At 70.3% G+C, this 26,803-nt stretch carries 26 protein-coding genes; 13 read left to right on the top strand and 13 right to left on the bottom strand.

Going from position 1 to position 26,803, the window contains the following annotated elements; all coding sequences use genetic code 11:
- Positions 1-202 precede the first annotated feature (202 nt).
- Positions 203-1,837, top strand: a complete 1,635-nt coding sequence (locus L3Q65_RS23720; RefSeq protein ID WP_182895506.1) for an acyl-CoA synthetase — start codon at positions 203-205, stop codon at positions 1,835-1,837.
- Between the two features lie 150 nt (positions 1,838-1,987).
- On the opposite strand, the gene L3Q65_RS23715 is transcribed toward L3Q65_RS23720, so the two are convergent.
- On the bottom strand, positions 1,988-2,926 hold the full coding sequence (locus L3Q65_RS23715) for a hypothetical protein (protein WP_182895507.1): 939 nt from the start codon (positions 2,924-2,926) through the stop codon (positions 1,988-1,990).
- Between the two features lie 447 nt (positions 2,927-3,373).
- On the opposite strand from L3Q65_RS23715, the gene L3Q65_RS23710 reads away from it, so the two are divergent.
- The 4 genes from L3Q65_RS23710 to L3Q65_RS23695 are packed head-to-tail and all read left to right on the top strand — an operon-like array spanning position 3,374 to position 6,600.
- Entirely contained in the window at positions 3,374-4,129 is a 756-nt protein-coding gene (locus tag L3Q65_RS23710; protein WP_237600842.1) for an SDR family oxidoreductase, read from the top strand.
- Between the two features lie 12 nt (positions 4,130-4,141).
- Positions 4,142-4,798, top strand: a complete 657-nt coding sequence (locus L3Q65_RS23705) for a histidine phosphatase family protein (RefSeq protein ID WP_182895509.1) — start codon at positions 4,142-4,144, stop codon at positions 4,796-4,798.
- 9 nt (positions 4,799-4,807) lie between these two features.
- Positions 4,808-5,728, top strand: coding sequence for an SMP-30/gluconolactonase/LRE family protein (locus L3Q65_RS23700; RefSeq protein WP_237600841.1), 921 nt, complete (start codon positions 4,808-4,810; stop codon positions 5,726-5,728).
- A 50-nt stretch (positions 5,729-5,778) separates the two neighbouring features.
- Positions 5,779-6,600: a MerR family transcriptional regulator gene (locus tag L3Q65_RS23695; RefSeq protein WP_237600840.1), complete on the top strand. Its 822-nt coding sequence runs from the start codon at positions 5,779-5,781 to the stop codon at positions 6,598-6,600.
- On the opposite strand, the gene L3Q65_RS23690 is transcribed toward L3Q65_RS23695, so the two are convergent.
- Together L3Q65_RS23690 and L3Q65_RS23685 are read right to left on the bottom strand one after the other, a co-directional pair.
- On the bottom strand, positions 6,601-7,428 hold the full coding sequence (locus tag L3Q65_RS23690) for an enoyl-CoA hydratase family protein (protein ID WP_237600839.1): 828 nt from the start codon (positions 7,426-7,428) through the stop codon (positions 6,601-6,603).
- Entirely contained in the window at positions 7,425-8,129 is a 705-nt protein-coding gene (locus tag L3Q65_RS23685; RefSeq protein WP_237600838.1) for an SDR family NAD(P)-dependent oxidoreductase, read from the bottom strand. Before L3Q65_RS23685 ends, L3Q65_RS23690 begins: the two co-directional genes overlap by 4 nt.
- 88 nt (positions 8,130-8,217) lie before the next feature.
- On the opposite strand from L3Q65_RS23685, the gene L3Q65_RS23680 reads away from it, so the two are divergent.
- The 4 genes from L3Q65_RS23680 to L3Q65_RS23665 all read left to right on the top strand — a co-directional run bounded on the left by L3Q65_RS23680 (position 8,218) and on the right by L3Q65_RS23665 (position 12,208).
- A complete protein-coding gene (locus L3Q65_RS23680; RefSeq protein ID WP_237600934.1) occupies positions 8,218-8,991 on the top strand; it encodes a PaaX family transcriptional regulator C-terminal domain-containing protein in 774 nt (257 codons plus the stop codon).
- A gap of 8 nt (positions 8,992-8,999) precedes the next feature.
- A complete protein-coding gene (locus L3Q65_RS23675; protein WP_237600837.1) occupies positions 9,000-9,791 on the top strand; it encodes a tryptophan 2,3-dioxygenase in 792 nt (263 codons plus the stop codon).
- Positions 9,788-10,987 (top strand): kynureninase, encoded by a 1,200-nt coding sequence (locus L3Q65_RS23670; protein ID WP_237600836.1) that lies wholly within the window; start codon positions 9,788-9,790, stop codon positions 10,985-10,987. The genes L3Q65_RS23675 and L3Q65_RS23670 overlap by 4 nt, the downstream gene beginning before the upstream one ends.
- Positions 10,988-11,134: 147 nt before the next feature.
- Positions 11,135-12,208 (top strand): Glu/Leu/Phe/Val dehydrogenase dimerization domain-containing protein, encoded by a 1,074-nt coding sequence (locus tag L3Q65_RS23665; protein WP_237600835.1) that lies wholly within the window; start codon positions 11,135-11,137, stop codon positions 12,206-12,208.
- A 351-nt stretch (positions 12,209-12,559) separates the two neighbouring features.
- Here the strand turns inward: L3Q65_RS23665 and L3Q65_RS23660 are convergent, their stop codons facing one another.
- The 3 genes from L3Q65_RS23660 to L3Q65_RS23650 all read right to left on the bottom strand — a co-directional run bounded on the left by L3Q65_RS23660 (position 12,560) and on the right by L3Q65_RS23650 (position 14,203).
- Positions 12,560-12,745 (bottom strand): DUF5302 domain-containing protein, encoded by a 186-nt coding sequence (locus L3Q65_RS23660; RefSeq protein ID WP_093576226.1) that lies wholly within the window; start codon positions 12,743-12,745, stop codon positions 12,560-12,562.
- Between the two features lie 82 nt (positions 12,746-12,827).
- The gene (locus L3Q65_RS23655; protein WP_237600834.1) at positions 12,828-13,244 is read right to left on the bottom strand and encodes a hypothetical protein; all 417 of its coding nucleotides are present in this window, start codon (positions 13,242-13,244) and stop codon (positions 12,828-12,830) included.
- 92 nt (positions 13,245-13,336) lie between these two features.
- Positions 13,337-14,203: an alpha/beta fold hydrolase gene (locus L3Q65_RS23650; RefSeq protein WP_237600833.1), complete on the bottom strand. Its 867-nt coding sequence runs from the start codon at positions 14,201-14,203 to the stop codon at positions 13,337-13,339.
- A gap of 69 nt (positions 14,204-14,272) precedes the next feature.
- Here L3Q65_RS23650 and L3Q65_RS23645 point away from each other — a divergent pair, with 69 nt between their 5' ends.
- Complete coding sequence (locus L3Q65_RS23645) at positions 14,273-14,983, top strand: TetR/AcrR family transcriptional regulator (protein WP_237600832.1); 711 nt, start codon at positions 14,273-14,275, stop codon at positions 14,981-14,983.
- Positions 14,984-15,187: 204 nt separating this feature from the next.
- On the opposite strand, the gene L3Q65_RS23640 is transcribed toward L3Q65_RS23645, so the two are convergent.
- The 6 genes from L3Q65_RS23640 to L3Q65_RS23615 all read right to left on the bottom strand — a co-directional run bounded on the left by L3Q65_RS23640 (position 15,188) and on the right by L3Q65_RS23615 (position 22,363).
- Complete coding sequence (locus L3Q65_RS23640) at positions 15,188-15,817, bottom strand: TetR/AcrR family transcriptional regulator (protein ID WP_182895520.1); 630 nt, start codon at positions 15,815-15,817, stop codon at positions 15,188-15,190.
- A 106-nt stretch (positions 15,818-15,923) separates the two neighbouring features.
- Positions 15,924-17,618, bottom strand: coding sequence for an NAD(P)/FAD-dependent oxidoreductase (locus L3Q65_RS23635; protein WP_237600831.1), 1,695 nt, complete (start codon positions 17,616-17,618; stop codon positions 15,924-15,926).
- Positions 17,615-18,391, bottom strand: a complete 777-nt coding sequence (locus tag L3Q65_RS23630; RefSeq protein ID WP_182895522.1) for a carbon-nitrogen hydrolase family protein — start codon at positions 18,389-18,391, stop codon at positions 17,615-17,617. The genes L3Q65_RS23635 and L3Q65_RS23630 overlap by 4 nt, the downstream gene beginning before the upstream one ends.
- Complete coding sequence (locus L3Q65_RS23625; RefSeq protein WP_237600830.1) at positions 18,388-19,818, bottom strand: amino acid permease; 1,431 nt, start codon at positions 19,816-19,818, stop codon at positions 18,388-18,390. The genes L3Q65_RS23630 and L3Q65_RS23625 overlap by 4 nt, the downstream gene beginning before the upstream one ends.
- Positions 19,819-20,408: 590 nt before the next feature.
- Positions 20,409-21,674, bottom strand: a complete 1,266-nt coding sequence (locus L3Q65_RS23620) for a HAMP domain-containing sensor histidine kinase (protein ID WP_237600829.1) — start codon at positions 21,672-21,674, stop codon at positions 20,409-20,411.
- Between the two features lie 5 nt (positions 21,675-21,679).
- The gene (locus tag L3Q65_RS23615; RefSeq protein ID WP_182895524.1) at positions 21,680-22,363 is read right to left on the bottom strand and encodes a response regulator transcription factor; all 684 of its coding nucleotides are present in this window, start codon (positions 22,361-22,363) and stop codon (positions 21,680-21,682) included.
- A gap of 91 nt (positions 22,364-22,454) precedes the next feature.
- On the opposite strand from L3Q65_RS23615, the gene pip reads away from it, so the two are divergent.
- The 3 genes from pip (at position 22,455) to lpdA (ending at position 26,300) form a co-directional block, all read left to right on the top strand.
- Positions 22,455-23,873, top strand: a complete 1,419-nt coding sequence (gene pip / locus L3Q65_RS23610; RefSeq protein ID WP_182895525.1) for a prolyl aminopeptidase — start codon at positions 22,455-22,457, stop codon at positions 23,871-23,873.
- Positions 23,874-23,928: 55 nt separating this feature from the next.
- Positions 23,929-24,708, top strand: a complete 780-nt coding sequence (locus L3Q65_RS23605; protein ID WP_237600828.1) for a 1-acyl-sn-glycerol-3-phosphate acyltransferase — start codon at positions 23,929-23,931, stop codon at positions 24,706-24,708.
- A gap of 206 nt (positions 24,709-24,914) precedes the next feature.
- On the top strand, positions 24,915-26,300 hold the full coding sequence (gene lpdA, locus L3Q65_RS23600) for a dihydrolipoyl dehydrogenase (protein WP_182895527.1): 1,386 nt from the start codon (positions 24,915-24,917) through the stop codon (positions 26,298-26,300).
- Here the strand turns inward: lpdA and L3Q65_RS23595 are convergent.
- Positions 26,290-26,790, bottom strand: coding sequence for a GNAT family N-acetyltransferase (locus L3Q65_RS23595; RefSeq protein ID WP_182895528.1), 501 nt, complete (start codon positions 26,788-26,790; stop codon positions 26,290-26,292). The genes lpdA and L3Q65_RS23595 overlap by 11 nt on opposite strands.
- Positions 26,791-26,803: the final 13 nt, after the last annotated feature.

Genomic DNA, 26,803 nt, shown 5'->3' with positions numbered 1-26,803 from the left:
GCGGTCTGTGAAGGGCCCCTCGACGGACTCGGATTCCCGCGAGGGGCCCTTCACAGACCGTCCGTGACCGGTACCGGAGATTTCCTCCCTGGCCGGGCACTGGTGCGCGGGCGGGCCTTGCTTTACTGTCGAGTAACTCCCATACCGGCGGTACGGAGTCCGTCGGCGTGGGCGCTCCCGCAGCAGCAATGGAGGTGCCCGGATGAGTGTGGCCGAGCTGGCCGGCCAGGTGGCAGGCAAGCTGACCGAGACCGTGCGCAGCGTCGAGGTGATGCGCCGCGCCGGGCTGGTGCCGTTCCCCCGGCTCGACGAGGGCCTGCGCTCCCTCGTCGCGATCCGCAAGTACGGCCCGTTCGCCGGCGCGAACCACATCGCGGCCCGGCGCGATTCGACGGCCGTCGGGATCGTCGACGACCTCGGCCCGCTCACCTTCAAACAGCTCGACGACCAGTCCAACGCGCTCGCCCGCGCCTGGTCGCAGCGCGGGCTCGGCCCCGGTTCGGTGATCGCCGCGCTGTGCCGCGACCACCGCGGGCTCGTGCTCACGATGGCCGCCTCGGGCAAGCTCGGCGCGCGGCTGCTGCTGATGAACACCGGGTTCGCCAAACCGCAGTTCGCCGACGTCGCCAAGCGCGAGGGCGTCACCGCGCTCGTCTACGACCAGGAGTTCACCGGCCTGCTCGACGCGATCGACGACAGCGCCGGCACGGTCGACCGCTACCTGGCCTGGGTGGACGAACCGGGCGGGCACGAGATCCCGGTGCTCGCCGAGATCATCGCCAGCACCGACGACCGCCCGCTGCCCGCGCCCGCCAAACCCGGCGGTTTCGTGCTGCTCACCAGCGGCACCACTGGCACTCCCAAGGGCGCGCCGCGACCGCACACGTCCGCGCTGGCGTCGGCGCAGTTCCTCGACCGCATCCCGCTGCGCTCCGGCGAAGCGACGTTCATGGGCGCGCCGCTGTTCCACGGCACCGGGCTGTCGCAGTTCATCCTCAGCTTCGCGCTCGGCTGCACGGTGGTGATGCGCCGGAAGTTCGACCCGGAGGCCACGCTGAAGGGCGTCGCCGCGCATCGGTGCACCGCGCTCGTCCTGGTGCCGACCATGCTGCAGCGGATCGTCGACCTGCCGAAGGAGGTCCGCGACCGGTACGACACCTCGTGCCTGCGGATCATCTTCGTCGCCGGGTCCGCGCTGTCGCCGGATCTCGGCAACCGGGCGAACGAGGAATTCGGCGACGTCGTGCACAACCTGTACGGCTCCACGGAAGTCGCGGTGGCGACGGTCGCGACGCCGGAGGACTGGAAGCGCGCGCCGGGCACGGTCGGCCGCGCGCCGGTCGGCTGTCGCGTCGCGCTGTACGACGAACGCGGCAACAAGATCACCGAGCCGCACGTGACCGGGCGGGTGTTCGTCGGCAGCGGGCTCAGCTTCGGCGGCTATACAGACGGCCGCAACAAGGAAATCATCGACGGCCTGCTCTCCAGCGGCGACGTCGGCCACTTCGACGAAGACGGCCTGCTGTTCATCGACGGCCGCGACGACGAAATGATCGTCTCCGGCGGAGAGAACGTGTTCCCGATCGAGGTGGAGAACCTCTTGGTGGAGCGCGAAGACGTTCTCGAGGCGGCGGTGATCGGCGTCGAGGACCCGGACTTCGGCGAGCGGCTCAAGGCGTTCGTGGTGCGGGCCGAGGGATCGACGCTCGACGAGGACGGCGTGCGCGAGTACGTGAAGGCGAACCTGGCGCGCTACAAGGTGCCGCGGGATGTGGAATTCCTGGACGAACTGCCGCGCAACGCGACCGGGAAGGTGCTGCGGACCAAGCTGAGCTGAGCGCGGTCAGGGGAAGAAGCTCGGCACGCGGGGATCCGAGGAGGGCGCGGATTTCGGTCGGGACCCGGCGGTGCCGGTCCGGCCGCGACGAGCTGGTCCAGTTCGGACAGCGAGGCCGCCGGGATGCCTCGTGCCGACACGACGGTCGGCTCACGAACCCCAGCCGATGCCGAAGATCCCCGGCCCGAAGTCCAGCGCGATCGCGTGCACGCCATTGCCGCTGTCGAGCCGCAGCCGGCGCCGGGCGGGGGCTTCGTCGGTGGCGTTCGCGTACTGCCAGCACCGGGCGGGCACCGCGGTCGGGTCGAAGCGGATCTCCAGCAGGTACTCGCGGACCGGGCGGCGGAATTCCCGGTAGTGCGTGGCCCGGCATTGCGGATACGGCGGCCCGGAGTTGCGCAGGGTGTACTCGATGAGGTGCGTTTCGCCGCGTTCCAGCGCGCGGTCGAAGAGCAGTTCGGCTACCAGGATGCCGTGGTCGTCGTCCACTTCGGCGCGTCCGACGCGGCAGTTGCGCACCGGCTGCAAGTCGGGCACCGCCGTCGCGTCGCCCTGTGCGTACACCAGCAGCCAGCGGTCCTGACCGTCCGCACCGGACTGGAAGACCGCGCGCGAGGTGACCGAGAGCTGGCCGCCGTCGGCCGCGATGTCGCAGCGGTCGTGCAGGCCGATCAGCTTCAGCTGGTGCTGCTGGTCCAGCGCGTCGGGCGCGCCGACGCGTTCCAGCAGCGGCTGCAGGATCTCGCGGGTGAAGGTGACCGGTTCCTCGCCCGCCCGGTCCCGCTTGCTCGCGCCGCGCGGACGGGGCGGCGGCAGCAAGCCGAGCAGCGCGCCGTCGGGGACGTCGAGGATTTCCTCCAGCACCCGCACCGCGGAGAGCGACCCGGCTCGTTCCGGCTGGCGTTTGCCCGACTGCCAATAGCTGAGCGCGGTGACGCTGACCGTCGCGCCTCGCGCGCGCAGCCTTGCCTGGATCCGGTCCAGAGAAAGCCCGCTCGCTCCGATCGCGGCGCGCAGCGCGCTCGCGAACGCGGTCCGGGCACCTCCGTCGGTGTCCGGACCGGCGTGGTCCGCATGCCGCTGCGTCATGTCCCGCCGCCCGCCCCCGCTGGTAACCGACCGTGCCGAGCCCGACACAGGCACGGTAGCAGCCGCCCCACCAGGTTGTACCGCCGTGCCATTCGGACGAACGGGCTAGTACTGGCAACTGGCAACCATTGCCGTGACCTGCGCGGTCGCGCTTCCATGGCCAGGACGGAACGCGCCGCCCCCGGCGCGTCCGGAGCCTCGGCCCCGGCAGCGCGGACCGCGCCCCGCGCCCGGCCGGCGGCCGCGCCCGGAACCGGTGGCCCGGCATGCCCCCAGAGGCCGGGCCACCGGTCATCCGCGCCGGATCCGCATACCTCCAGCCGCGGGAATGGCGAAATTCCTTCGGCTTCCGCTGTGTCGACTGGACAGTCCCGGCGGCCGGGAACCGCGCTGGCGACGCTGTCACACCGGGCCGCCCGAATGGTTACCAGCGGGTAGGCTCCGGGCATGGTCTTGCGGCAGAACATCCTGATCACCGGAGCCAGCTCCGGTCTCGGCGAGGGAATGGCCCGGCAGTTCGCCGCTCGCGGCCGCAATCTCGCGCTCTGCGCCCGGCGCACCGAACGGCTCGACGATCTGGCGGCGGAGCTGCGTGCCGCGTACCCGGGGATCACTGTCGTCACGCGCGCGCTCGACGTCACCGAGCACGGCCGCGTCTTCCAGGTGTTCGAGGAATTCCGGGCGGAACTCGGCAGGCTCGATCGCGTCGTCGTCAACGCCGGGCTGGGCAAGGGACAGCCGGTCGGCGCGGGACGGTTCGACGCCAACCGGCAGACCCTCGAGACCAACCTTGTCGGCGCGGTGGCCCAGATCGAGGCGGCGGCGGGCATCTTCCGCGAGCAGCGCGACGGGCATCTCGCGGTGATCTCGTCGTTCATGGCGCTGCGCGGTTTTCCCCGGAACCTCACCGCGTACTCCGCGTCGAAGGCCGGGATCTCCGCGTTCGCCGAGGGGGCGAGGCTGGAGCTGAGCGGCCACGGCATCACGGTCACCGACGTGCGGCCCGGCTACATCAGTTCCGAGATGACCGCCCGCTCGACCAAACGCAATCCGCTGATGGTGTCGGCCGAAGCCGGAGCGCACGCGCTGGTCAAGGCGATCGAAGCGGAGCCGAAGCGCGCGTACGTGCCTTCGTGGCCCTGGGTGCCGCTGAGTCTCGCGGTACGCTTGGCTCCTGGCCGGTTGCTGCGGATGTTTGCCTGACGGGACGGCATAATGGGTGCGATCTACCTGATCCGGCACGGCCAGGCGTCGTTCGGCGCGGCGGATTACGACGCGTTGTCGCCGCTGGGTTTCGAACAGTCCACAGTGGTCGGCGCGGAGCTGAAACGGCGCGGCGTTGAGTTCGCGCAGGTGCGCTCGGGAACGCTGGCCCGCCAGCGGGACACCGCGGCGACGGCGTTGAAGGCCCTCGGCTGCGACGTGCCGGTGGTCGAGGACGAACGCTGGAACGAATACGACCACGTCGACATCGCGCGGCACCACGCGGGCGGTGCGCCGCAACAGGATTCGCGCGAGTACCAGCGGTTGCTGGACGCCGCGCTGACCGCGTGGGTCGACTCCGGCGACAGCGGCCCGTGCACGGAAAGCTGGCCGGTTTTCCTCGGCCGCTGCACGGCGGCGCTGGCCGAGCTCGCCGGCTCGCTCGGCAAGGGCGAGAACGGGCTCGTGTTCACCTCCGGCGGCGTGCTGGGCGCGGTCGCGGGCTCGTTGCTGGGCACGCCAGGACCGGGGCTGCTGAAGCTGAACCGCGTCACCGTGAACACCGGCATCACGAAGCTGACGTCCGGCCGCGGCGGCGTGAACCTGTTGTCCTTCAACGAGCATCCGCATCTCGAAGGCGAGAACGCGCGGCTGCTCAGCTACCGGTAGGAGGCCGGCGTGCAGTTCGGTGAGGTCGCGATCGTGCCGGTGAACGGGCACGGTCCGGAGGACGTGGTCGTGGACGCCGAGGGCCGGGTCTACACCGGCGTCGACGACGGCCGGATCCTGCGCGTTTCGCCCGACGGACGGCGGATCGACCTGATCGGCGACACCGGCGGCCGCCCGCTCGGACTGGAGCTGTACGGCGACGACGAACTGCTGATCTGCGACGCCCGCGCGGGCTTGCTGACCATGCCGCTGGCCGGCGGCGAGACCACGACCCTCGCGACGTCCGGAGCCGGGCTGGACTTCGTGTTCTGCAACAACGCCGCGGTCGCCGCCGACGGAACGGTCTACTTCACGGATTCCTCGCGCCGCTTCGGCATCGACAACTGGCGCGACGACCTCATCGAACAGACCGCGGGCGGACGGCTGCTGCGCCGCGCCCCCGACGGCCGCATCGACCTGCTCGCCGACGGTCTCCAGTTCGCGAACGGCGTCGCGCTGCCGCCGGACGAGTCCTTCGTGGCGGTCGCCGAAACCGGCGCGTGCCGGGTGAGCCGGGTCTGGCTGACCGGTCCGCGGGCGGGCGACCGCGAGGTCCTGATCGACGACCTGCCGGGCTTCCCGGACAACATCGCGACCGGTTCGGACGGGCTGATCTGGATCACCGAGGCGAGCCCGCGCATCCGTGCCCTCGACGTCGTGCGCCGCCTGCCCGCGCCGGTCCGGACGGCGGTGCGCGCGTTGCCGGATTCCCTGCAGCCCGCGCCGAAACGCCGGGTGGGCGCGGTCGCGGTCACCCCGGAGGGCGCGGTGGCGCGGGAACTGCGCGGCGAGATCCCGGGATTCCACCTGCTGGTGGGGATCCGGGAGTATCACGGGCGGTTGTGGTTCGGCTCGCTGGAGGAGAACGCGATCGCTTACACGGATCTCTGATCAGGGTGCTTGACTCTCACACCGTGTCAGGCGGTCAGCTTTAAGACGTCATGTTCACTATCGGAGACTTCGCCCGGCACGGCCGCGTCTCGGTCCGCATGCTGCGGCACTACGACGCGACCGGACTGCTGCGCCCCGCCCACGTCGACCCCGCCACCGGCTACCGTTATTACGCCGCCGCCCAGCTGGCGCGCCTCAACCGCGTCATCGCGCTCAAGGATCTCGGCTTCACCCTCCAGCAGGTCCAGGCGATCCTCGACGAGAAGGTCACCACTGAGCAGCTGGGTGCGATGCTGCGGCTGCGGCGGGCCGATCTGGAGACGGCGATGGCGGCCGCGGCGGCCCGGCTGGTCCGGGTCGAGGCGAGGCTCCGAGCGATCGAAAGCGAGGGGCACATGCCCGAGACCGACGTCGTCGTCAAGAGCGTCCCCGCCGTGCGAGTGGCGGAGCTGACCGCGATCGCCGCGAGCTTCGAGCCCGAGGACATCGGTCCCGTCATCGGACCGCTCTACGCCGAGCTTTCCCGGCGGCTGGAGGCGGCGGGAATCGCGTGCACCGGACCCGGAGTGGCCTATTACGAGGACGTCCCGGAGGGCGACGGCAAGGTCGTCGTCCACGCCGCCGTCGAGGTTTCCGCACCGCTGCGGGACGGCGACGTCCGGGTCCTCGACCTGCCGCCGCTGGATCAGGCGGCGGCCGTCGTGCACCGCGGTTCCATGGAGACCGTCGACCCGGCGGCCCAGGCCTTGGCCCGCTGGATCGACGCCAACGGCTACCGGTCGACCGGCTACCCCCGCGAGGTCAACCTGGAGTGCCCGGAGAACCGCGACGACTGGGTGACGGAACTCCAGGTCTCGGTGACCAGGGCCTGATCAGCGACCAGTCCACTGCGGACTGCGGCCCGCGGCCCAGGCGGCGTAGAACTCCTTGTGGTCCTTGGCCGTCATCAGCAGCGCCTGCGTGATGGCTTCCAGTTCGATCGAACTGCCGAGGTCGCTGTCGAGTTCGCGGGTCAGCAGCACCTTCGTGGTGGAGTACGCCAACGCCGGACCGTCCGCGAGCCGTCGCGCCAGCGCGGCGGCCTCGCCGGCCAGTTCGGCGTCCGGCACCACGCGGTTCGCCAGTCCGATGGTTTCGGCGCGCGCGGCGGGGAGTTTGTCGCCCAGCATCAGCAATTCCGTCGCGCGCCCGAGGCCGACCAGGCGCGGCAGCAGGTACGCCGAACCCATGTCCGCGCCGGCCAAGCCGACCTTCGTGAACAGGAACGCGAACTTCGCCGATTCGGCCAGCAGCCGGAAATCGCTCGCCAGCGCGAGGACCGAACCGGCGCCGGCCGCGACGCCGTTGACCGCCGCGATGATCGGGATCGGCGTTTCGCGCATGGCTTTCACCACCGCGCCGGTCATCCGGGTGAATTCGAGCAGTTCCGCGGTGTCCATTTTCTGGAGTTCGCCGATGATTTCCTCGACGTCGCCGCCCGAGCAGAAACCGCGGCCCTTTCCGGTGAGCACCAGCACCCGCACGTCGCCCCGGTGCGGCAATTCGGCGACGAGGTCGCGGAGATCGGCGTAGACGTCGAAAGTGAGCGCGTTGAGCTTTTCCGGACGGTCGAAGGTCACCGTCGCGACCCCGTCGTCCACTGTGAACTCGAAGTGCTCCCACGATTTCGTGAGCGGGACACTGGCGCGGAACGGGCTCATTTCTGGATTCCTCCACCGTCGAGTACGAGGGTCTGTCCGTTGATCGCGGCCGCCTCCGGGGCGGCGAAAAACTCCACGGCGTACGCGATTTCACCGGGTTCGAGCAGCCGTCCGAGCGGGGAGGCAGCGGCGAGCGCGGCTTCCGCGCCGGCCTCGTCGCGGCCGGTCCGTTCGCGGATCCGGGCGACCGAAGCCGCGGTCATGTCGGTGCGCACGAACGACGGGCACACCGCGTTCGACGTGACGCCGGTGCCAGCCACCTCCGCCGCCACCGCGCGCATCAAACCGACCGCCGCGTGCTTCGACGCGGTGTAGCCCGAGGTGTAGCGCGCGCCGGCCAGGCCCGCGGTCGACGCGACCGTGACGATCCGCCCGAAGTCGCGTTCGCGCATCCCCGCCAGCACCTCCCGCGTGCACAGGAACGCGCCGGTCGCGTTCACCTCGAACTGGCCGCGCCAGTCGTCGAGGTCCGTCTTCGCCAGCGGCGCGCTCGAGGACACTCCCGCGTTGTTGACCAGCACGTCGACCGGTCCGAGCTGGGCGAAGTACGCACGGACGGCGGCCTCGTCGGTCACATCGCATTCGGCTCGGCCGGGGGAGTGCACGGTCGCACCCGCACTGCGGAACCGCTCGGCGACGGCCGCGCCGATGCCGCGAGTGCCGCCGGTGACCACGACGACTCGGTCGGAAAAACTGCTCACTCCCGAAAGCTACACCGCAGCGGGCTGAGGTGTATAGAGTTGCCTCGTGCCCGACACCGAACCCGCCCGCACGCCCCAGGAGCTCGTGATGACGCTGCTGGGGAGCTACGTGCGCCCGCGCGAGAGCAGGCGTGTGTGGTCCGGCGGGCTCGTCGCGCTGCTGCACGAGCTGGGCTTCTCCGACGGAGCGGCCCGGATCGCGCTGACCCGGCTGGTGCGCCGCGGCCTGCTGTCCCGGCACCGCGAGGGCAGGCTGGTGCACTATTCGCTGACCGCGCGCACGGTCGCCCTGCTCGACGACGGCGACCGGCGGATCTTCGGCCTCGGCCGCCGGGACGAACCGGCCGGGACCTGGACCGTGCTGTGGCAGAACATTCCGGAAACCCGGCGCAAGTCCCGCGAACGATTGGTGCGGCGGCTGCGCTTCCTCGGGTTCGGCCCGGTCCAGGACGGCACCTGGCTCGCCCCGCACGACCGCGAGGCCGAGGTGCTCGCCCTGCTCACCGAACTCGAGGTCGCCGAACACGCCGGGTTGATGCTCGGCACCCCGTCCGCCGCGCTGGACGTGCGCCGGCTCGCCGGACGGGCCTGGGACCTCGACGGACTGTCCGCCCGGTACGCCGCGTTCGTGGCCGAATTCGGAGACTGCCCGCGCGACCTCGGCGACGCGCGAGCGTTTGCCGTGCGGACCAGACTGGTGCACACCTACCGCGAATTCCCTTCGCTGGACCCGGAGCTACCGTCTGAACTGATCCCCGAGCCCGAGACCCGGGCGGCGGCGGTCGCGTTGTTCCACGACCTGTACTCGGCGCTCGCGCCACCCGCTCAGCGCCACTTCGACCGAACCCTGTCCACGAGATGAGGAACCCGATGACCGGAACCGACGACACGCAAGCCGCGCTCAGCTACACGTCCTATCTGGCGCTCGACGAGGTGCTGGCCGCGCAGCGCCCGCGCTCGGACGAACACGACGAACTGCTGTTCATCGTGATCCACCAGGTCTACGAACTGTGGTTCAAGCAGATCCTGCACGAGGCCGCGTTCCTGCAAGAGAACCTGGAGGCGGGCAACACCGCGCATTCGATCCGCACGCTGCGCCGCATCCTGACCGTGCTGAAGGTGGTGGTCGCGCAGATCGACGTGCTGGAGACGATGACGCCCAGCCAGTTCACCAGCTTCCGCGCCCGCCTCGACGCTTCGAGCGGCTTCCAGTCCGGCCAGTTCCGCGAACTGGAGGCGGTGCTCGGCCGCCGCGACGAGCGCGTCTTCGCGCACTACCCGGACGGCGGCGAGCAGCGCACGCGGATCGCCGACGCGATGCGCCGCCCGTCGGTGTTCGATTCGTTCCTGGCCTATCTGTCCGGAAAGGGCTACCCGGTCGCCACCGACCGCGACGTGAGCCGTCCGCTGGAGCCGTCGCCGGAACTGCAGGAAGTGCTGCTGAAGGTCTACCACGACGACGGCGGCCCGTCGGTGCTCGCCGAGGCGCTGGTCGACCTCGACGAGGGCCTTCAGGAATGGCGCTACCGGCACGTGAAGATGGTCGAACGCACGATCGGCGACAAGGCCGGCACCGGCGGTTCGTCCGGCGCGACCTACCTGCGCACCACGCTGTTCAACCCGATGTTCCCGGACCTGTGGGCCGTCCGGAGCCGGCTGTGACCACTGTGGAATCCCTGCGCGCCAAGGAAAACGCGCTCGCCCCGCACTACTCGCGGTTCCGCGTCGCCGACCGGCTGCTGCTGTCCGCGCATTCGCACCAGGCCTGGCCGGACGTCGCCGAAGAGGGGCTGCGCGAAGCGTTCGCCGACGCCGCGGAGGAGGTGGACGAGAAGTGGGGCCGGGCGTTCGCGAAGGCCGGTGAACTGCGGAACGGGTTCCGGCAGTGGCTGTCCGATCCGCACGGCGACTACGCGCTCGGCCAGAACACGCACGAACTCGTCTTGCGGTTCCTGTCCGCGATCGAGCTGCGGAAGCGGCCGCGGCTGGTGACCACGGACGGGGAATTCCACACTCTGCGCCGCCAGCTCACCCGGTTGGCCGAGGAGGGCGTCGAGGTCGTCCGCGTGCCCGCCGCGCCGGTCGCGACGTTGGCCGAACGGCTCGCCGAGCAGGCCGACGACCGCACTGCCGCGGTGCTCACGTCGGCGGTGCTGTTCGAGACGTCGTGGATCGTGCCGGGCCTCGCGCATCTGGCCGAAACCTGCCGGAGCCGCTCGGTCGAACTGGTCGTCGACGCCTACCACGCGGTCGGCGCGGTCCCGTTCCCGTTGCACGACCTCGGCCTCACCAACGCGTGGGTGCTCGGCGGCGGCTACAAGTACCTGCAGCTCGGCGAGGGCAACTGCTTCCTGTGCCTGCCCGCGCACGCCCAGGAACTGCGCCCGGTGATTACCGGCTGGTACGCGGAATTCGGCGCACTCGCCGACGAACGCCGGCCGGACGAAGTCGCGTACGCACCCGGCGGCGACCGGTTCGCCGGAGCCACTTACGACCCGTCGAGCCACTACCGCGGCGTGCGAGTGCAGCAATTCTTCGCCGAGCAAGGGCTCACCGCCGAGTTCCTGCGCGAGGTTTCGCAGCACCAAGTCGGCTTGCTGGCCAGTTGCTTCGACAGTCTCGGCCTCCCGGACGACGTCGTCACCCGCGACCGCGAGACGCCGCTCGACGGCATCGGCGGCTTCCTCTCGCTGCGCAGCCCCGTCGCCGGGCAACTGTGCGAACGCCTGGCCGCGCGCGGCGTGCGGACCGACAGCCGGGGCCAATACCTTCGGTTCGGGCCCGCGCCGTACCTGTCGGATGAACAACTCGAGACCGCGATTTCCACACTTCGGGAAGCTGTCGCGGATCTGGGGTGAAGCTCCCGGGAGGCGGGTGGTGGCCCGGAGAACGGCGAAGTAGGTTGGCGGTGTGCACTGCGGGACGGGCAACCCTCGTCTCCCGGTGCGCACCGTTCACACATTTGCGCGGCCACGAGCCGCGTGGGAGACAAAGGAGTCACCACCGTGACCGAAGGCGTGTTCGGCCGGCACAGCGGCCATGAACAAGTCGTGTTCTGCCACGACGAGGCCAGCGGGCTGAAAGCCATCATCGGCATCTACTCCACCGCTCTGGGCCCGGCCCTCGGCGGCACCCGGTTCTACCCCTACGCCAGTGAGGACGCCGCCCTCGACGACGTTCTCGCGCTCTCCAAAGGAATGGCGTACAAGAACGCACTCGCCGGCCTCGATCTCGGCGGCGGCAAGGCCGTCATCATCGGCGACCCGAACACGTTGAAGTCCGAAGCGCTTCTGCGCGCGTACGGCCGCTTCGTCGAATCACTCGGCGGCCGTTACATCACCGCCTGCGACATGGGCACGTACGTGCGCGACATGGACGTGGTCGCCCGCGAGACCCGCCACGTCACCGGACGTTCCCCCGAGGACGGTGGCGCGGGCGACTCGTCGGTGCTCACTGCTTTCGGTGTGTACCAGGGAATGCGCGCGTCGGCGGACCAGGTGTGGGGCGTGCCCGAACTGACCGGCCGCCGCGTCGGCGTCGCCGGTGTCGGCAAGGTCGGCCACATCCTCGTCGGCCATCTCGTCGAGGCAGGCGCGCACGTGGTGATCACCGATGTCGCGCCCGGCGCGGTGGAACGCACCCGCGCGGCGTACCCGGAGGTCGAGGTGGTGTCCGATGTGGACACCATGATCGGGACCGAACTGGACGTCTTCGCCCCCTGCGCGATGGGCGGCGTGCTCACCGACGAGACGGTAGCCGCATTGCGCGCCCGAATCGTCTGCGGCGCGGCGAACAACCAGCTCGCGCACCCCGGCGTCGACAAGCTCCTTGACGACCGCGGCATCCTGTTCGCCCCCGACTACCTGGTGAACGCGGGCGGCGTAATCCAGGTGGACGACGAACGCCACGGCTTCGACTTCGCCCGCGCTCAGCGCAAAACAGCGGCCATCTTCGACACCACGAAGGCGGTGTACGAGTTGGCGAAGGCCGACGGCGTACCTCCCGCCGCCGCTGCCGATCGCCTCGCCGAACGCCGGATGACCGACGTCGGCCGCCTGCGCTCGATCCTCACGGTGTAGCTCCGCGAACGTCCGTGAGGGGAACTCTGATTCCTTCAGGGTTCCCCTCACGACCCGCTCGGCCGCCGCTCCCGGTGCCGCCCCAATGTGGCATTGGGTGCGTCCCACGCACCGAACGCCACATTGGGTGCGTGACATGCACCCAATGCCACATTGGGGCGCTAGCCCCGCCGCCTACGACACCGCAGCCGGTGCACCCAACGATCGAGGCGCCCACACCACCCCCGCACCCCGATACGAAGCCAAAACGCGGTCTGGGGTTGCTTGTCAAGGCATCTTTCCCGCCTTGACAAGCAACCCCAGACCGTAGTCACAATCGGGCTTCGGGGTGCCCGAGCCGAGGAGCGGCGATCAGCCGCTCTTCCGCCGAAAAGTCCGCTTGTTGGCGGCAGGCCCGTGCGCGTGCTGGCTCTGCTGCCCGCCGTTCTCGTGCGCGGCCCCGTCCCGCGCCTTGGCTTGCTTCCGCTCCAGCGCCTCGCGGAACTTCCGCTTGACGTCGCCCTCCCCGTCGCTGGGTGCCGGTTGTGCTTCACTCATGGCTGACCTCCGAAGGTGACGAGAAGGTGACGACGTGATACCCCGTCAGCCTGGCACCCTTCCCGCACCTTGGCGAGCCATTTCAGAGTGACGCCACCCGGCGGTGGCCCGATTCGACCGCCTTCCGCGGCGTCGGCACGACAGCCTCCGCGACCGCCGGACGCTCCCGCCGGACCGCGCGCCACCCAGCGCCGGCGGCGAGCCCGAACCCCGCCGCACCAGCCAAGATCACCGCGACCCAGCCGGTCGCCGCGGTGAAAACCAGATCCCCGGCCCGGCTGTAGACGAAGCCGGAAAGCACCGCCCAGCCCACCGCCGCCGCCCCGCCCGCCGCGAGGGGAGTCGTGATCACTGCCACTGCGCCGACCGCGATCGCGACGGCCACCACGGCATAACCGGGGTACGCACTAGCGAGCTTCGCCGCGAGCGCAGCCGCCACCGCCGCCACGCAACCGAGCGGGAAGCCGAATCCGCCGACCAGCCGTCCTTCAGTACGCATGCCCCATGGCACCCCGCGCGGGCGCGTCACGCGGGACGCGCGGACGAGTTCCGTACGCCCCGGCCTCCGTTATTGACGGCTTCTTGACCCCGTCAGGCGCGGGCGGTCGCGCGGACGATCGCGGCCACGATCTCCGGCCACAGCGGCTCCGGCAGGTCGTGCCCCATGCCCGGAATGATGACCAGCTCTGCCTCCGGGATCGCCGCCGCGGTGGCTTTCCCGCCGCTGACGTCGATCATCACGTCGGAGTCGCCGTGCAGCACGACGGTCGGGATCCGGACGTCGTGCAGTCGTTCAGTGCGATCGCCCGACGCGACGACCGCCGCGGCCTGCCGCTGCATCCCGACCGGATGCCGTCCCCGGTCGTAGTTCCGGGTTGCCTTGCGCCGCAAGTACTCCTCGGTGGCGGGATAGCCCGGGGACCCCGTCACGCGGTAGTTCGCGACGCTCAGCTCGATCTGCTCCTCGCGCGTTTCCGGCACCGGCTTGGTGAGCGTCGCGAGCGCGGCGGGCGAGACCTGGCCGACCGACTGGTCGCCGGTCGTCGACATGATCGACGTCAGGCTCAGCAGCCGGTCCGGGTGGTCGATCGCGAGCTGCTGCGCGACCATTCCGCCCATCGAAGCGCCGACGACGTGCGCCTTCGCGAAACCGAGCGCGTCGAACAGCCCGACGACGTCGTCCGCGAGGTCCGAGAGCAGGTACGGAGCCGCGGCCGTGCCCGCCATGATCCCGGCGAGGTCCGGCGTGCCGAGCTCGTCGAACCAGGTGGACAGGCCCGCGTCGCGGTTGTCGAAGCGCACGACGTGGAAGCCGCGGCTCGCGAGCAGCTCGCAGAAACCCTCCTCCCAGGTGATCATCTGGGCGCCGAGTCCCATCACCAGCACGATCGGCGGCGCGGACGGATCGCCGAACGTGTCGTACTCGAGTTCGAGGCCGTTGGCCTGTGCGCGTGGCATGCCCCGATCATGCCGCAGCGTGGAACCGCGTGTGGCCGAACCGGCCGGTCGCCGGTTACGGTGCACGCCATGCCGACTCCGCGTGCCGGACAGCGCGCCCGGTCCCGTTCCGCCGCCGGGCTGCCCGCGGTCACCGCGACGAAGGTGGTCGACGCGGCGGTGAAGCTCACCGTCGAACGCGGCCTGGAGAACTGGACGCTGCGGCAGCTGGCCGCGGCGATCGGGGCGTACCCGGCGGTCGTCTACCACCACGTCGGGGACCGCGACGCGGTCGTGTGCGCGGTGCTCGACCGGGTGGTCGGCCAGCTGCGGCTGCCCGACGAAAACCTGGAGTGGCAGGAGTGGTTCGTCCAACTGCTGACCGGGCTGCGCGAGGTGCTGCGCAAGCACCCGGGCACGGCGCGCCGGATGGCGTCGTTCGGCCCGTCGGTGGCCGCGGCGACGCCCACCCTGGACCGCGGCGTGCGGATGCTGCTGGACGCGGGGTTCGGCGACGAGAGCGCGCTGGCCTACACGATGCTCACCACCACCGCGTGCCAGTACGTCGCACTGGAGGACGACCGGGACTGCAGCCTCGGGCTGCGCCTGGACAACACCGAGGAGTACGCCTCCTACCACGACCGCGAGGACTTGCCCGGCATGGCCGCGCACGGCCGCGTGATGCAGGAGCTGCTCGCCGACCCCGAAGCCGCCGCCGGTTACCATCCGCAGCTGTTCGACTTCGCGATCCGCAGCTGCCTGGACGGGCTCACGTGCCGATTGGCCCGTTTGCGCGACTGAAATTCGCGAAATTGCCCGGCCGGGGCGTCCGCGCTGGGCCGTCCGCGTGGTCGTGGTGAAAAGTCGGGCTGTCGCTGCGCCGACCGACACCGATTCGACGCCTTCCCGGCGTAGCGTGGACAGCTACCGGGGGCCTTGCCTCCGGAAGGGGCCCCCGGCACTTTCCTCCCCCCTCGTGGTGCCGGGGGTTCTCCTTCCGGTACGTCAGTGCTGGGGCGGATGCTGGATCGCGGGGAAGACCTGGCCGACCACGGTCACGAGCGACATGGTCAGCAGCGTGTGCACTTGGCGCCGGTCCAGCGAGCGGTGCACGAGCCATTCGCGGCCCGCCGCCTTCACCATGCCGGCGAAAGCGCGCACCGCGGCGTTCAGCTCCTCGCCGTGCGCGCTGTCGCGGGACAGCCCGACCGCTTCGAGCACGCGGTCGGCCGACGCGCGGTCGGCCTCGGCGACGATCCGGTCCACCTCCGGATCGCGGCCGATGCCCTCCGGCGCGATCGCGGCGAGCCACAGCTTCTCCTGCCCGCGCACCATGTCGAGCAGCCAGTCGATGGCGGCGTCCGCGCGTACTTCCAGCGGGCCCTCCGGCAGAATCTGCACCGCAATCCGCGGCACGGTAAGCGCGCGCCGAACGATTTCGAGGTACAACTCCCTTTTTGTTCCGAAATAATGATTGATCAGTCCGCGGGCCACGCCTGCCTCGGCCGCGATGTCCGAAGTGGACACTTCCGAATACGGTCGTTCGCCGAACAGCCGCGCCGCACAGGCGTAGATCTGCTCTTTGCGTTCGTCCGGTTCGAGTCGCCGCCACTTCGGCGCCGGATCGGTGCTCATGGCATCAGTTTGGCATGATCGGTTCAGTAAGGCGGATCAACCGGGCGGAATGTCGCGGCGGAAACACGTTCGGCTGCTACCGCGCGGTATGGGTTGACGGCCTCGCTCAGTCCGGAAGCTCGATCGGCGCGAGGTCCGCGAAACGGTCGCCAGGACCGGGATTCGCCGGATCGCTCGCGCCGCCGAAGTGCCGCTGCACGCCCCACACCGCGTTGAGCGCGGTCTGCACCGCGCCCTCGGCCCAGCCCGCCGTCCACGAAATGTCGTCGCCCGCGAGGAACAAACCGCGATAGCGCTCGGGCAGTGAATCCTGCACGAAGTGCGTGAAAAGCCGGTGCTGGTACCGGTAATGCCCAGGCAGGTTCGCCTTGAACGCGCCCATGAAATGCGGTTCGGCCTCCCACGACACGGTCACCGGGTCGCCCACGATGTGCCGCCGCACGTCGACGCCGGGGTAGATCTCGCGCAGGGACTGCAGCATCACCTCGACGCGGTCGGACACCGGAAGCGGCAGCCACTTCAGCGAATCGTCGGCCCACGTGTAGGACAGGCAGATCACCGCGGGCCGGTCCGGATCGTCGCCGAGAAGGTAGGTGCCGCGCGGCATCCGGTCGGTCAGCGTCATGCTCATCGTGTCGCGGCCGGTGACCGGGTCGGCGTCGAGCCAGAACGGGCGGTCGACCGGCACGAACACCTTGGAGGAGGCCATGTAGTGCGTGCGCTCGATGGCCGTCCAGTGGTCGATCGGGAACAGCGCCTCGTCGCATTCGATCTTCGACAGCAGCATCCAGCTCTGCGCGGTGAACACCGCCGCGCCGAACGTGCGGATGTGGCCGGAGGCGTCGGTGACGGTGATGTTGTTCGGCGCGGTGCGGTGCAGCCGCGTGACCCCCGGTCGCGGCACGCCGTTTTCGTGCAGGGAAGCCAGATTCGTGCCGGACGGCCAGTGCGCGAGCTTCTCCGGGACGCGCTCCCACAGCCGTTTCGGGAGCTGCCCGCTGCCGCCGACGATGCTGCGGTGCTCGTCGTCCGCGCCGGTGTAGACGACCCGGAGGATTTCGAGAATCGAGTTCGGGAAGTCGGTGTCCCAGCCGCCCGTGCCGAATCCGACCTGACCGAAGATCTCCCGATGCCGAAACGAGGAAAACGCCGGGGAATCGCACAGGAATCCGTAGAAGGTCTGGTTGTCGAGCCGGGGCACCAGTTCGTTCCAGATCTTTTTGACCGTCGCGACGTCGCGATTGCGGATCGCGGTCTGCATCTCGGCGAACGAAGCGTGCTCATCGAGCGTGCGCTGCCACGCCCGCGCCACTTCGCCGTAGACGTCGGGCAGATCTTCGGGCGTGCGCGCGTAATGGCTGCGGCCCTTGAGATCGACGACCGTGCTCGGTGTGGCGGGCGAAAGCGGGTTCGGGAACGGCGTGGTTTCCAGCCCGGCCTTGGCGATGTAGTGGAACAGCGACGTCGACGACGGCGGGAACCGCATCGCGCCCATCTCGGCGACCACGTCGCCGGGCAGACCGGGGAAGTGGTGCGTCCGCAGCCGCCCGCCGATGCCGTCGATCTCGTACACGACCGGCCGCAGCCCGAGCTTCATCAGCTCGTAGGCGGTCACGATGCCGGAGAGCCCGCCGCCGATCACCGCGACCTCGGTGCCGTGCACCTGCTCCGGCACGCTGCCGAGCCCGGCCGGATGCGCGAGGTAATCGTCGTAGGCGAACGGGAAATCGGGGCCGAACATGGTGATCGGCCGGCCGTCGGGTTCCTCGGCGTGGATCGCGGCGGGAACTGCGGAGGTCATGCCCGGGGTCCTTCGGTGAGAGAGCGGTACAGCGACGGCCGTCGGTCGGCCAGGTACGGGGTTTCGGCTCGCGCCTGGGCGAGCACAGCGGGGTTCAGCTCGGCGAACAACAGCTCTTCGCCCGGCCCGGCCTTCGCGACGACTTCATCCGGCGACGCGACTGTCGAACGTCCGCAGTAGGTGAGTTCGCCTTCGGTGTCACAGCGGTTCGCATACACGATGTACAGCTGGCTTTCGTGTGCACGAACCGGAATGAGCAGGTCGGCGACGCGCTCGTACGGCCGCATCAACGCGGTCGGGACGAGCAGCAGTTCCGTGCCCGCGAGCGCGTGCGCGCGGACCAGTTCGGGGAACTCGACGTCGTAACAGATCAGCAGGCCAGCGCGCAGACCGTTGAAGTCGGCCTGCACCACCGGCTCGTCGCCAGGGGAGAACTGGTCGCGGTCAAGGTCTCCGAACAGATGGGTCTTGCGGTAGTTCGCGAGCCGTTCCCCCTGCGCGGACAGCAATTGCGCCGAGTTGTACACCGCGTCGCCGTCGCGCTCGGGATAGCCGTAGACCACCGCGATCTTGTGCTTGGCAGCCAACGCACCCAACTCGGCGGCACGCGGCCCGTCCGCCGGTTCCGCCAGTTCCGCGACCGCTTTCGCGCCGATGTTGTAGCCGGTCGTGCCCATCTCGGCAGTCACGATCAGCTCGGCACCGCGCTCCGCCGCGGCGGCCATCGCTTCAGGCAGCCGGTCAAACGGTCCTTGATGGACGGCGATGATCATCGGACGACCTCCGCGAGCCGTGAACGACGGACGCTGTAGCCGAAGTAGATGACGAGCCCGACCAGCATCCACGCGCCGAACACGATCCAGGTCGCCCCGTCGAGGCTGAACATCATGTACGCGCAGCAGGCCAGCCCGAGGATCGGCGTGACCGGCGAGAACGGCACCCGGAACGTGCGCTTTGCCTCGGGACGGCGTTTGCGCAGGATCAGCACGGCGACGTTGACCAGCCCGAACGCGAACAGCGTCCCGATGCTGGTGGCGTCGGCGAGCTTGCCGAGCGGGATGAACGCGGCGAGCAGCGCGACGAACCCGGACACCACGAAGGTGTTGGTGCGCGGCACGCCGGTCTTTGGATGCACGGTGGACAGCGCCTTCGGCACGAGCCCGTCGCGGGACATGGCGAACAGGATCCGCGTCTGCCCGTAAAGGACGGTCAGCACGACGCTGGAGATCGCCACGATCGCGCCGATCGCGAGGAGGATCGCCCAGAGCGGGTTGCTCGAGATCGTGGTGAGCACGTGCGACAGCGCGGCCTGCTTGTCGCCGAACTCCTGCCAGGGCAGCGCCCCGATCGCCGCGAACGCGACGAGGCAGTAGAGAACGGTCACGATGCCGAGCGACAGAAGGATCGCACGAGGCAGGTCACGCTGCGGGTTGCGCGCCTCCTCGCCGGCGGTGGACGCAGCATCGAACCCGATGTAGGAGAAGAACAACTTCGCTCCGCCGGCGCTGACCCCGGCCAGCCCGAGCGGCAGGAACGGCGTGAAGTTCTGCGCCCGGACCGCGGTGAAGGCGATGGCGCAGAACAGAATCAGCGTCCCGATCTTCACCACGACCATGATCGCGTTGGCCCGCGCGCTTTCCTTCGCGCCGGACAGCAGCAGCACCATCGCCAGCAGGACCACGACAATCGCCGGGATGTTGACCAGCCCGCCGTCGCCGGGAGGCCCGCTGAGCGCTTCCGGCAACGTGATGCCGAACGCCAGATGCAGCAGTTCGTTGACGTACTGCCCCCACCCGACCGCGACGGACGCGACGGAGACGCCGTACTCCAGCACCAAACACCAGCCGCACACCCAGGCGACCAGCTCGCCGAGCGTCGCGTACGCGTAGGAGTAAGAGGAGCCGGAAAGCGGGATCATGCCCGCCAGCTCGGCGTAGGAAAGCGCGGAGAACAACGCGGTGATCCCGGCCAGCACGAACGAAACCACGACAGCGGGCCCGGCCACCGGAACCGCCTCGCCGAGCACCACGAAGATCCCGCTGCCCAGGGTGGCCCCGATGCTGAGCATGGTCAGCTGACTGAGCCCCAGCGACCGCTTGAGCGGCCCGTGGTCCGCTTCGGCCACCAGATCGGTGACCGGCTTGCGGCGCAGCACGGCCGCGCCGAGCCTCCCGCGCGCAGAACTGGAGGTGGTGCTCACCGGGCGGCTCCTAGCGATTGATTGTGACGCCACTGTCGACTTCGAGCCACGGTATCGATCGAAAATTGCCCCGAGAACCGAGATGTGTTGTGGATTGCTGCCGGTGATGCGTGATTCATTGCGCTCTCGGGGTTGGTTCCTGCGGGGGTTGCGGCCTGCGGCGGGTGGGCTTGCGGGCCGTTGCTGACTCTAAGTGATCGGGGTGGGGGACTCGCGGTCGCGGGGCTGCCTGCGCAGGTCAGGGCGGGTCGGCGAGGGCTGCGTGGGGTCTGGGTTGCGGTGAGTGTTCCGTCGGCGCTCGTCGCTGCGGGCGCGAGCGGAGAGAGCCGGGGTGAGGCGGACGCCGGGTGGGGCGGCGTGTGCGCGGGGCTGGTCGCGACGGCGGGCCGGGCGAGGAACTGTGCAGTCAGCCGCGTTGGCTGTGCTGCGCGGAGGTTGCCAGGCGGGAATCGGATTCCGGGCAGTGCTCCGGCAGCGCGACGCAGTGCCGGACTGCCCGCAACGTGAAGATCTCGGTGGCGCGGCGGGCAGCTATCGCGGTCGCCTGCCGGGCGGGTCGGCTGGCGAGAGCAAGCACCGCCAGGCCTTGGTCAGGAGGCGGGTGCTTCCGGAAGCAGCAGGGTGAACGTCGGCGGATCGGGACGCGACAGGCGCAACCGGCCGCCTTCGGCTTCGGCCAGGCTTCTTGCCAAACGAAGGCCGATGCCGTGCCCGCCGGGGGTGTGGTCGGAGAACGGATCGCGTTCGCCCAGGTCCGGGCCTTCGTCGACGACGTCCACGGCCAGCGCGCCGCCGGCGTCTCGGGCTCGGACGGTGATGGCGCCTTCGCCGTGGTTCACCGCGTTGTCCAGCAGGACGGCCAGTACTTGCCGGACGGCGGGGGCCGATGCGCGGACTGGAGGCGGGTCGGCGATCTCGAGGCGTAGCTCGCGGTGGTCGGGCAAGGGGACGTCGGATAGTTCTGCCAGGAGGGCGGGCAGGTCGAGTTCGTCGCGAGGGGCGCGGCGTTCGCGGGACAGGGCGAGCAGGTCTTCGACGGTTCGTTCCAACCGGTCGGCGGCGGTGATTCCGGCGCGCACGGCCGCGTAGGGGTCGCGGCCGGGGGTTTCCAAAGCGGATTCCAGTTGCAGGCGCAGTCCGGCCAGCGGGGTGCGGAGCTGGTGCGACGCCTCGGCGGAGAAGGCGCGTTCCCGTTCCAGCGTTTCGCCGATGCGGGTCGCGGTGACGTCCAGGGCGGCGCCGACGCGGTCGATCTCCGGGATCGCCGAGCGGCGGGACCGGGCGGAGAAGTCGCCTTCGCCGAGCCGGGCCGCAGCACAGGCCAGGTCTTCCAGCGGGCGGGTCAGCCGGGCGGCGATCCGGCGGGCCACCAGCCAGCTCGCGAGCACCGCGCCGATCGCGCACCCGGCCATCACCAGCCAGGTGATGCCGACGTCGCGGGTCAGCGCCGAGCGGGGGAGCGCCGCGCGCACGATGCCGGTGAGGCGGGCGCCGGTCAGCACCGGGACGGCCAGCACATCCTCGTCGCCGACCTTCTGGTTCAGCATGTCGCTGCGGGTCACGGCGACTCCGCGCACGACGTCGTCCGCGGCGGGCGGGCCCTCCCCGGCGAGGAGGCGGCCATTCGGGTCGTAGACGGCGACCTCGGCGCCGTCCTCGTTGTCCGGGACTTGGAAGGGTTCGCCGGCGGCGAGCGCGTCGGACACCACGACGGCCGCGCCGTCGGCGGCCCGCTCCAGCGCGGCCGTGGTGTGCGTGCGGAAGTACCACAGCGCCCCGATGGCGAGCGGCAGCCCGAACAGGCTCGTGGCCAGGACCGCCGCGAGGACGGTGAGCGTCACGATCCGGCGGCGCACCCCGTTCAGTCCCCCTCTAACCGGTATCCGTGCCCGCGCAGGGTGGCGATCCTCGGCGCCTCGTACGGCGACTCGGCGGCCGAGGCGAGCTTGCGGCGCAGCGCGGCGATGTGCACGTCGAGCGTTTTGGTGGAGCCGTGCCAGTGCGAATCCCACACGTCGGACATCAGCGTGTCCCGGCTCACCGCCTGCCCCGGCTGGACGGCCAGCCGCGCGAGCAGGTCGAACTCGCGTGCCCGCAGCACGACCTCCCGGCCGCCCACGCTGACCCGCCTGCTCGCGATGTCGACCTCCAGCGCGCCGATCCGCACGACCGGCGTCGACGGCGCGGCGGGCGCGCCCCGGCGGAGGTGCGCGCGCACCCTGGCGAGCAGTTCGGCCAGCCGGATGGGCTTGGTGAGGTAGTCGTCGGCACCGGCCTCCAGCCCGACCACGACGTCCATCTCGTCCGCCCTCGCGGTGAGGATCACCAGCACCGCGCCCGGCAGGGCCGACCGCAGCCGCCGGCACACCTCGACGCCGTCGACGTCCGGGAGGCCCAGGTCCAGCAGCACGAGATCGGCCGCGGTCTCGCGCAGCGCGCTCCGGCCGTCCCGGCACCATTGCACTGTGTGGCCGTGCCCGCGCAGCGCGGAGTCGAGGACGCTGCCGATCGCCGCGTCGTCCTCCACCACCAGTACCTTCGCCATGAGGGAAGCCTAACCGGCCCCTCCCGGGAGCTGCCGCGCGTCCACAGTGGACCCCCAGCGGGACGCGGCCGAGGTCGGGCATAGTGGCTGCATGCTCGGTCTGTACCCGGAACTCGATCCGTACGACCACGGGATGCTGCCGGTCGGCGACGGCAACACGCTGTATTGGGAGGAATGCGGCAATCCCGAGGGCAAACCGGTCGCGTTCCTGCACGGCGGGCCCGGGGGCGGCGCGTCCGCGCGGCACCGGCGGCTGTTCGACCCGGAGCGCTACCGGATCGTGCTGTTCGACCAGCGCGGCTGCGGGCGGAGCACGCCGCACTGCAGCGAACCCGACGTCGACCTGTCGGTGAACACGACCTGGCACCTGGTGTCCGACATGGAGCAGCTGCGCGAGGACCGCGGCATCGACCGCTGGCAGCTGTTCGGCGGCTCGTGGGGCAGCGTGCTCGCGCTCGCCTACGCCGAAACCCATCCGGAGCGGGTGACCGAGCTGGTCCTGCGCGGCGTCGCGACGCTCCGGCTCAAGGAAGTGCAGTGGCTCTTCGGCGGCGGTGCGGCGTGCATGTTCCCGGAAGCGTGGTCGCGTTTCCTCGCGCCGGTGCCCTACGCGCGCCGCGGCGGCGACCTGCTGGAGGTGTACCACGAACTGCTGAATCACCCGGACCCGAACGTGCACGGGCCCGCCGCGCTCGCCTGGAGCCGGTGGGAGGGCGAGACGGTGAAGTTCACCCCGCAGGAAGAGGTGGTCGCCGCGTTCGCCGAGCCGGAGTTCGCGCTCGCGATCGCGCGGATCGAGAACCACTACTTCCGCCACGGCGGCTGGCTCGCCCCCGACCAGCTGATCCGCGGCGCCGGGAAGCTGTCGGGCATCCCGTGCGTTCTGGTCCAGGGCAGGTACGACGTGGTCACTCCCGCCACCACCGCCTGGGAACTCGCGCAGGTGCTGCCGGGCGCCGAGCTGAAGATGATCGGCGACGCCGGGCACGCCTTCGACGAACCGGGCACGCTGCACGAGCTGATCAGCGCGACCGACCGGTTCGCGGCAGGGTGGGAGGGCAGGTCCGGGCTGTCGAGCGCGGAAGTCGAACGAAAGGAAATCCGCATGCTGTTCGGTGACGAGCACGTTCGCCGTTACGAGGAGACCGACGGGGAGGTCGGGCACGACTGGCAGGAGGGCGTGCCGACGCTGGTGCTCACCACGAAGGGCCGCAAGACCGGGCAGGACCGCAAGTTCGCCCTGATCTACCAGGAGGACGACGGCAACCCGGTGATCGTCGCCTCGAAGGGCGGCGCCCCGAACCACCCCGGCTGGTACCTGAACTTGCAGGAGAACCCCGAGGTCCGCGTGCAGGTGCGGGCGGACAAGTTCACCGCGCGCGCCCGGACCGCGACCGGCGAGGAACGCGCCCGGCTGTGGGACAAGCTCGCCGCGGTGTGGCCCGCCTACAACGACTACCAGAAGAAGACCGACCGCGAGATCCCCGTGGTGGTGCTCGAGCGGGTGTGATTCCCGCCGCGTCCTGAGGTCGTGCGGCGCCGAACCGGAGCGTCTTCCGCTACGAATGACGCTCATGGCGCTGTGCACCCGGACCCGGGACCACTGGACCCCGCTCGAAGGGGAGCTGCTCGGCTTCCGCGGCATGCAGAGGTACGGCAGGCGCTTCGCCCGCTCCGGCCGGGGCGCCTGGTACCACTTCGCCATCGAGGTCGTGTGGCAGCTGCTCGCCCTCACGAGCCGGTTCCGCGTGCGCGGCGCGCGGCACATCCCGGAATCGGGCGGGGTCGTGGTGGCTTCCAACCACCTGTCGAACGCCGACCCGACGACGCTCACCGCCTTCTGCCTCGGCTCCGGCCGGGTGCCGCGGTACCTGGCGAAGGCGAGCCTGTGGAACGCGCCGGTGATCAAGGCGGTGATGCGTTCGGGCAAGCACATCCCGGTCCACCGCGGCGCGCCGACCGCCGCGGGCGCGTACCGCGACGCCGTCGCCGCCGTGCGGGCGGGCGAATGCGTCGCGATTTTCCCGGAGGCCGGGCTCTCCGCGGACCCGGACGGCTGGCCGGCGAAGGGCAAGACCGGCGCGGCGCGCATCGCGCTGGAGACCGGCGTGCCGGTGATTCCGGTCGCGAACTGGGGAACGCATGAACTGCTGCCCGCCGGCTCCTGGTTCCCGCGCGTCCTGCCGCGGCGGAAGATCGAGTTCGTCGCCGGCGAGCCGGTGGACCTCGGCGACCTGCGCGGGCGGGAGCTGACCAGGGACGTGCTGGAGGAGGCGACCGCGCGGATCATGGCCGCGGTGACGGAGCTGCTGGCCGGGATCCGGGGCGTGCGTCCGCCGGTCTGAACGGCGGACTCCGCGGTACCGGCTGGCGAAGCCGCCACTGTGGACGATCCGGTCGCGCCAGAAGAGGGTCCGGCGGGTTTCGCCGGGATCAGCCGCCGGCGGACGCGCCGGGGCAGCAGGCAGACGGCCCAGGACGAGCGGCGGCCGGGCCGAAAGCGGGCGCCGTCACGCCGCCCCGCGCGGGCGCGGGAGGTAGTTTCAACGGTATGAGCGCAGACTATGACGTGGTGGTCCTCGGGGCCGGAGTCGGTGGGTACGTCGCGGCGATCCGGGCTTCGCAGCTGGGCCTGAGCGTGGCGGTCGTGGAAGAGAAGTACTGGGGCGGGGTGTGCCTCAACGTCGGCTGCATCCCTTCGAAGGCGCTGCTGCGCAACGCCGAGCTCGCGCACACGGTGAAGGAGGAGGCCAAGACCTACGGCATCTCCTCCGACGGGGAGATCCGCTTCGACTACACCGCGGCGTACGAGCGCAGCCGCAAGGTCGCGGACGGGCGCGTCAAGGGCGTGCACTTCCTGATGAAGAAGAACAAGATCACCGAGTACAACGGGCGCGGCGCCTTCGTGGACGCCAACACCCTCGAGGTGAACGGCGAGCGCATCACCTTCACCTACGGCATCATCGCCACCGGCGCGACGGCCCGGCTGCTGCCGGGCACGCAGCGCAGCGAGCGCGTGGTCACCTACGAAAAGCAGATCCTCGAAAGCGAGCTGCCGGGCAGCATCGTGATCGCCGGGGCCGGCGCGATCGGCGTCGAGTTCGCCTACGTGCTGCGCAACTACGGCGTGGACGTGACGATCGTCGAATTCCTCGACCGGATGGTGCCGCTCGAGGACGCCGAGGTGTCGGCCGAACTGGCCAAGCGCTACCGCAAGCTGGGGATCAAGGTCCTGCTGGGCACCAAGGTCGAGGCGATCGACGACTCGGGAGCCAAAGTGCTGGTGACCGTCTCGAAGGACGGCGAGCAGCAGGTGCTCGAGGCCGACAAGGTGTTGCAGGCCATCGGGTTCCGGCCGAACGTCGAGGGCTACGGCCTGGAGAACACCGGCGTCGAGCTGACCGAGCGCGGCGCGATCGCGATCGACGGCCGCGGCCGGACGAACGTGCCGCACCTGTTCGCGATCGGCGACGTGACGGCGAAGCTGATGCTGGCGCACGCGTCGGAGTCGATGGGCATCGTGGCGGCCGAGACGATCGCCGGCGCGGAGACCATGGAGCTGGACTTCGTGATGATCCCGCGCGCGACCTACTGCCAGCCGCAGATCGCGAGCTTCGGCTGGACCGAGGAGCAGGCGCGCGAGAAGGGCTTTGACGTCCAGGTGTCGAAGTTCCCGTTCACGGCCAACGGCAAGGCGCACGGCCTCGGCGACGCGGCGGGCTTCGTGAAGGTGCTGAGCGACGCGAAGTACGGCGAACTGCTCGGCGCGCACCTCATCGGCCCGGACGTGACGGAGCTGCTGCCGGAGCTGACGCTGGCGCAGCAGTGGGACCTTACGGTGCACGAGATTTCGCGCAACGTGCACGCGCACCCGACACTGGGCGAGGCGGTCAAGGAAGCGGTGCACGGACTGGCCGGTCATATGATCAACTTCTGATTCTTCGACGGTCGCCCTGGCCCGCGGTGGTTTCGCGGGCCGGGGCGCTGTCGTTTCCGGGCAAGGAGAACGCCAGTTCCGGCCGCGACCACGAGATCCGCGGCGGCTTCGGCGGTACGGTCCCGATCTGCCGGGCTCCCACGCGTTCGTAGAACTTCACCGCGGGCGGATGCGACACCACACGGACCTCGGTCAGCCCGTTTTTCCGCGCCACCGCAAGGATTTGCTGCACCAGCCGCGCACCGAGCCCGGTTCCCTGTGCTTCGTCCGCGACGAACAACAGGTCAAGCTCGGCATCCGTGAGCGCCGCGAACCCCACTGGTCCCGAAGGACCGCGGGCGACCAGAACCTGGTGCTGGCGAAGGTAATCCGGAGTGACGGCGTACCCCTCCAGGATCGAGGCGTACTGGCCTTGATAGGCCGATGAGGCGTGCATGAGGTCGGTGAGCGCGGCGGCGTCGGCAGCGGCCGCGCGGTCGATCTTGAACATGCCGGCCACGGTA

Origin of the sequence: Amycolatopsis sp. FU40 (assembly GCF_021903635.1) — a bacterium.
Lineage (GTDB): Bacteria > Actinomycetota > Actinomycetes > Mycobacteriales > Pseudonocardiaceae > Amycolatopsis > Amycolatopsis dendrobii.
Note: the sequence above shows the minus strand (reverse complement) of the source record. Positions and strands in the feature narration are given on the sequence as shown.